This window comes from Acidisphaera rubrifaciens HS-AP3 (genome assembly GCF_000964365.1).
Taxonomy (GTDB): Bacteria; Pseudomonadota; Alphaproteobacteria; order Acetobacterales; family Acetobacteraceae; genus Acidisphaera; species Acidisphaera rubrifaciens.
Genome location: NZ_BANB01000184.1, coordinates 1 through 4,227, shown reverse-complemented (window position 1 = coordinate 4,227; position 4,227 = coordinate 1). Strand labels below are relative to the sequence as shown.

4 protein-coding genes and 1 pseudogene are annotated in these 4,227 nt (G+C 68.1%); 3 read left to right on the top strand and 2 right to left on the bottom strand.

Features of this window, described 5'->3' with window-relative positions:
* On the top strand, window positions 1-534 hold a 534-nt coding region (locus B8460_RS06655), incomplete at its 5' end, for an amidohydrolase family protein (RefSeq protein ID WP_048860799.1).
* A gap of 48 nt (window positions 535-582) precedes the next feature.
* Here B8460_RS06655 and B8460_RS06650 read toward each other — a convergent pair.
* Window positions 583-1,782 carry an ABC transporter substrate-binding protein gene (locus B8460_RS06650; RefSeq protein ID WP_199445569.1) on the bottom strand — a complete coding sequence of 400 codons (1,200 nt, stop codon included), beginning with the start codon at window positions 1,780-1,782 and terminating at the stop codon, window positions 583-585.
* A gap of 235 nt (window positions 1,783-2,017) precedes the next feature.
* On the bottom strand, window positions 2,018-2,683 hold the full coding sequence (locus tag B8460_RS06645) for a BON domain-containing protein (RefSeq protein ID WP_084623298.1): 666 nt from the start codon (window positions 2,681-2,683) through the stop codon (window positions 2,018-2,020).
* A gap of 200 nt (window positions 2,684-2,883) precedes the next feature.
* On the opposite strand from B8460_RS06645, the gene B8460_RS06640 reads away from it, so the two are divergent.
* Together B8460_RS06640 and B8460_RS06635 are read left to right on the top strand one after the other, a co-directional pair.
* A complete protein-coding gene (locus B8460_RS06640) occupies window positions 2,884-3,909 on the top strand; it encodes a fatty acid desaturase (protein ID WP_048860797.1) in 1,026 nt (341 codons plus the stop codon).
* A 110-nt stretch (window positions 3,910-4,019) separates the two neighbouring features.
* A pseudogene (locus B8460_RS06635) lies at window positions 4,020-4,227 on the top strand (integrase); the annotation flags it as partial.

The following is a 4,227-nucleotide window of genomic DNA, read 5'->3' as shown; positions in this document are numbered from 1 at the left end:
GCGATCACGCCGGAGGTCGAGATGCAGATGGGCCTCGGCCTGCCCCCGACCGGCCCGGCGCGCGCGTCCGGCGTGATGATCGGCCTCGGCACCGATGTCGTCACCGGCGTGTCCACCGACATGTTCACGCAGATGCGGTTTCTGTTGCAGACGGCACGAGCATTGCGCAACCAGGAGTTCCATCTGCGTGAGACCATGCCGCCGTCGCTGGAGATGACGGCGCTCGATGCGCTGCGGATCGCGACGCTCGACGGTGCACGCTGCTACGGGATGGATAGCGAGATCGGCTCGTTGTCGCCGGGAAAGGCCGCCGATCTGGTGCTGCTGCGCCGCGATATCGGCCTCGCCGCGATCCCCGACCCGGTCGCCGCGATCGTGCTGCACGCGGGGGCCGCCCACGTGGACACGGTCATCGTCGGCGGCGACATCCTCAAGCGCGACGGACGGCTGCTCCATGCCGATCTGCAGACCCATATCGCGGACCTGGAGCGATCCTCCGCGCGGCTGCATCGCGCCCTGGCAGGCAAGCCGTAGGGGCGGCGACGTCCGCCGCCGCCCCCATTTTCGCCGACCCGTGCCGGTTCAGTACTTCTTGCACTCCGGCACGGTCCGGCTCGGCGCGCCGATGGTGGCGAACTTGGCCGGATCGAGACCGAGCGTCTGCGGCACGTCGGGGATCGTCTTGACGAGCTTGCTCACGAGGTTGCCGGCGCTGTCCTGCACCACCTCGCTGACGAAGTTGGGCGCGATCGCCTGCCGGTTGTGATCGAGCCGGATAACGCCGGTCGGGCCGTGCAGGACGAGGCCGGCGAGGCCGGACCGCAGCTTCGCCTCGTTGTTGCCGAGGTCGCCCTTGATGTCGTTCAGGACGGTCAGCACCGCCTTGGTGTTGAGATAGTAGAACGTCGCGAGCAGCGACGGCGAGGGAAAGCGCTGGTCGGGCGGGAAGGCGCCCTGATACGCCTTCACGAAAGCCTGCCACTTGGGATCGGGCGAGGTGTCCGCCTGCGGACCCGCGGTCGGCGTGCCGATCAGCGCGTCCTTCGCCTTGCCCTTGGACGACAGCACGGTCTGGTCGACCATGATCGACCCGCCGATCAGCTTCGCGGTGCCGCCCGCCTGCTGATACTGCGTCAGGAAGTTGACGGCATCGCCGCCGCCGAGGCCGACATAGATCGCGTCCACGTCGTCGGGCAGCTGCGAGATCACGGACGAGAAATCCTTGGTCCCCAGCGGCACCCAGAACCGATGCTCGATCTGGCCGCCGGCCGCGCAGTATTCGAGCACGAGGCCGAAGACCTGCGTATAGACGAACGAGTAATCCTCGCCGATCGTAGCGATCTTCTTCCAGTGCTTGACGTTGTAGATATAGGACCCGAGCCCGGCCGACATCTGCGCCCCGTCCGGGTTGAACCGGTAGAAGTTCGGCGCGGGATGGTCATAGGTCGTCTCCTGCGCGCCGGAGGCGCCGTTGACGAAGACCACGTTGGGCTGGGTCTTGGCGTATTCCTTGACCGCGATGCCCTCGGAGCCGGAGAGCGGCGCGATGACGATCTTCACGTGATCCTGCTCGACGAGCTTGCGCACCGCCCGCACGGCGGAATCCGGGCTCGCGTCCGTCGATTCGATGATCGGATCGATGTCGTAGCCGCCGGCCTTGCCGCCGAACTCCTTCAGCGCGACCTTCAGCCCGCGGATGCCGTCCTGGCCGAGGACGGTGTAGGTGCCCTCCAGCGTCGCCGTCACCCCGATATGCAGCGTCTCCGCCCGGGCCGTGCCCATGGCCAACAGCGCCGCGACAGCCGCCAACGCTACGCCGCGATGATACGCTTTGGAACCCATCCCCTCCCCCTTTTCCCGATCTGCGCGGGTTGTCGCGGGACCGCGCCCGAGGCTGCGGAGGCGGCCAGCGTTGCGGTATGGAGACTATACCCGCCGGTCGGCGGCGCTTGTCCTGAAGTCTGATATCGGCGGCGGCGGCTCCCGCGCCGAACCAGGGGGCGTCCCGGACGTTACCTCAGGGCGCGATACCGATCGCGTTTTCCACCGACACGACCCCCGGCGTGGCCCAGGCCGCATCCTCGACCGCCTGACGCTCGGCCCAGCTGCGGACGCTGCCGCGCAGGGTGACATGGTCGCCGTCGACATCGACGCGGATGCGGGCGACATCGATCTCCGCGTTGCGCCGCAGCGCATCGGCGATACGGCCGAGGATCAGCGTCCGGTCGGCCTCGTCGGCGGGACGGGGCGCGACGGCGATCAGGTTGACGACCCTGCGCACCCCGCCGAGGCGCTGGACCGCCTCCTCCGCCGCGCTGCGCTGGAACCGGTAATCGACCGTGCCGGACAGGGTGATGACCCCGTGCTCCACCTTCACGTCGATGCGGCTGTGTGGCACCTCGATATCCCAGTCGAGCAGGCGGATGGCCCGTTCCGCGATCTGATCGTCCGCCTGCTTCTTGTCCGCAGGCAGCCGCACCTCGATTTCCTCAGCAATCGCCCGCACGCCACGCACCCGCCGCGCCGACGCCTCCACCGCCGCCTTAGCCGCGTAGCTGTCGACATGGCCCGTGAGCGTCACCACGCCGTTGCGCACGCTCACGCCGATATGCGCGGCGTTGACCTGCGGCGCCCATGCGAGCTGCGCCGTCACCATCGATTGCAGCGCCATATCGTCCGACATCGTTCCGCCCTCCGCCGCGCGGGCCGTTGGGGCCGCCATGCCCGCATCGTTCGCGCCCAGCATGGGTCACGGGCGCGGCCCGGCGCGATGACCTGCGTCAATCGCGCCCCCACGCCGGTGCGCACCCCGGCCTGTCCCGGCCGGGTCTTTCAAGCAATCGCCACTCGTGGCAGGTATCCGACGAAAATAGGATCTCGCGTATGAAGCAACGCTCCACCCAGGATAGCAGGACGGCACAGTCAAGGGCGCTGGCGCAGTCGCTGCGTTGCTACCGCGCGCCCAACAATACGCGCAGCGCGGTCGAGGTCGCGATCACGGCGGCGCCGTTCGCCCTGCTCTGGATCACGGCATGCGTCGCGCTCGAGGCCGGTTATTGGGGCGCCCTGTTGCTCACCGTGCCGGCGGCGGCGTTTCTCGTCCGGCTTTTCATGATCCAGCACGACTGCGGCCATCGGTCGTTCTTTCGCCATCGCCTGGCCAATGATCTGGTCGGACGAGTCATCGGCGTGCTGACGCTGACACCGTACGATTTCTGGCGCCGCACGCACGCCCTTCATCATGCCGGTTCGGGCAATCTCGACCGGCGCGGCATCGGTGACGTGACGACGCTGACCGTGCGCGAATACGTGGCGCTTTCAGGGCCGCGGCGGCTTTTGTACCGCCTGTACCGCCATCCGTTCGTGATGTTCGGCATCGGACCCGCCTACCTCTTCATCTTCCGTCACCGGCTGCCGGTGGGACGGTCGCGCCGCCGCCTGCAGCCGTGGCTGAGCGCGATGGCGACGAACGCCGCGATCGCCGCTGTGGCCGGGATCCTGATCTGGCAGATCGGTCTCGGGGATTTCCTGCTGGTGCAGCTGCCGATCACGCTGATCGCGGCCTCGATCGGCGTATGGCTGTTCTACGTGCAGCATCAGTTCGAGGATACGTTCTGGGCACGCGACGCGGGCTGGGAGTTCCATGTCGGCGGGCTACATGGCAGCTCGCATTACGACCTGCCGGTCGTGCTGCGATGGCTGACCGCGAATATCGGCGTCCACCACGTCCATCACCTTTGCAGTCAGATCCCGTACTACCGGCTGCCGCAGGTGCTGCGCGATCACCCGGAAGTGGCCGCCGTCGGCCGTCTGACGCTGATGCAAAGCCTTCGCTGCGTGAACAAGGCCGTGTGGGACGAGGATCGGCAACGGCTCGTATCGTTCCGCGAGATGGCCGCCGCCCGCTGACGGACGGCCGGCCTTGTTCCGGAGCGGCGCTGCGGACGGGAAGGCTCAACGCGGTTGCGCAGGACAGTCCCGCGGTCCGGCCTCCGGCGGCCGAGGATCGACGATGCCTCGTGTCGCTGGCCGACGCGCGCCGCGAGGCGATTTCCTGCCGAGTCATGCTTCAGCAGGGCATCGATCCCATCGAGGCGCGCCGCAGCGAGCGGCGGCAACGTCCGGCCACGGCACCGACCTTCAGGGTCTGCGCTGAGACCTACATCGCCTCCCATCGTGACGGCTGGCACAACGCCAAGCACGCCGCGCAGTGGACATCGACGCTGA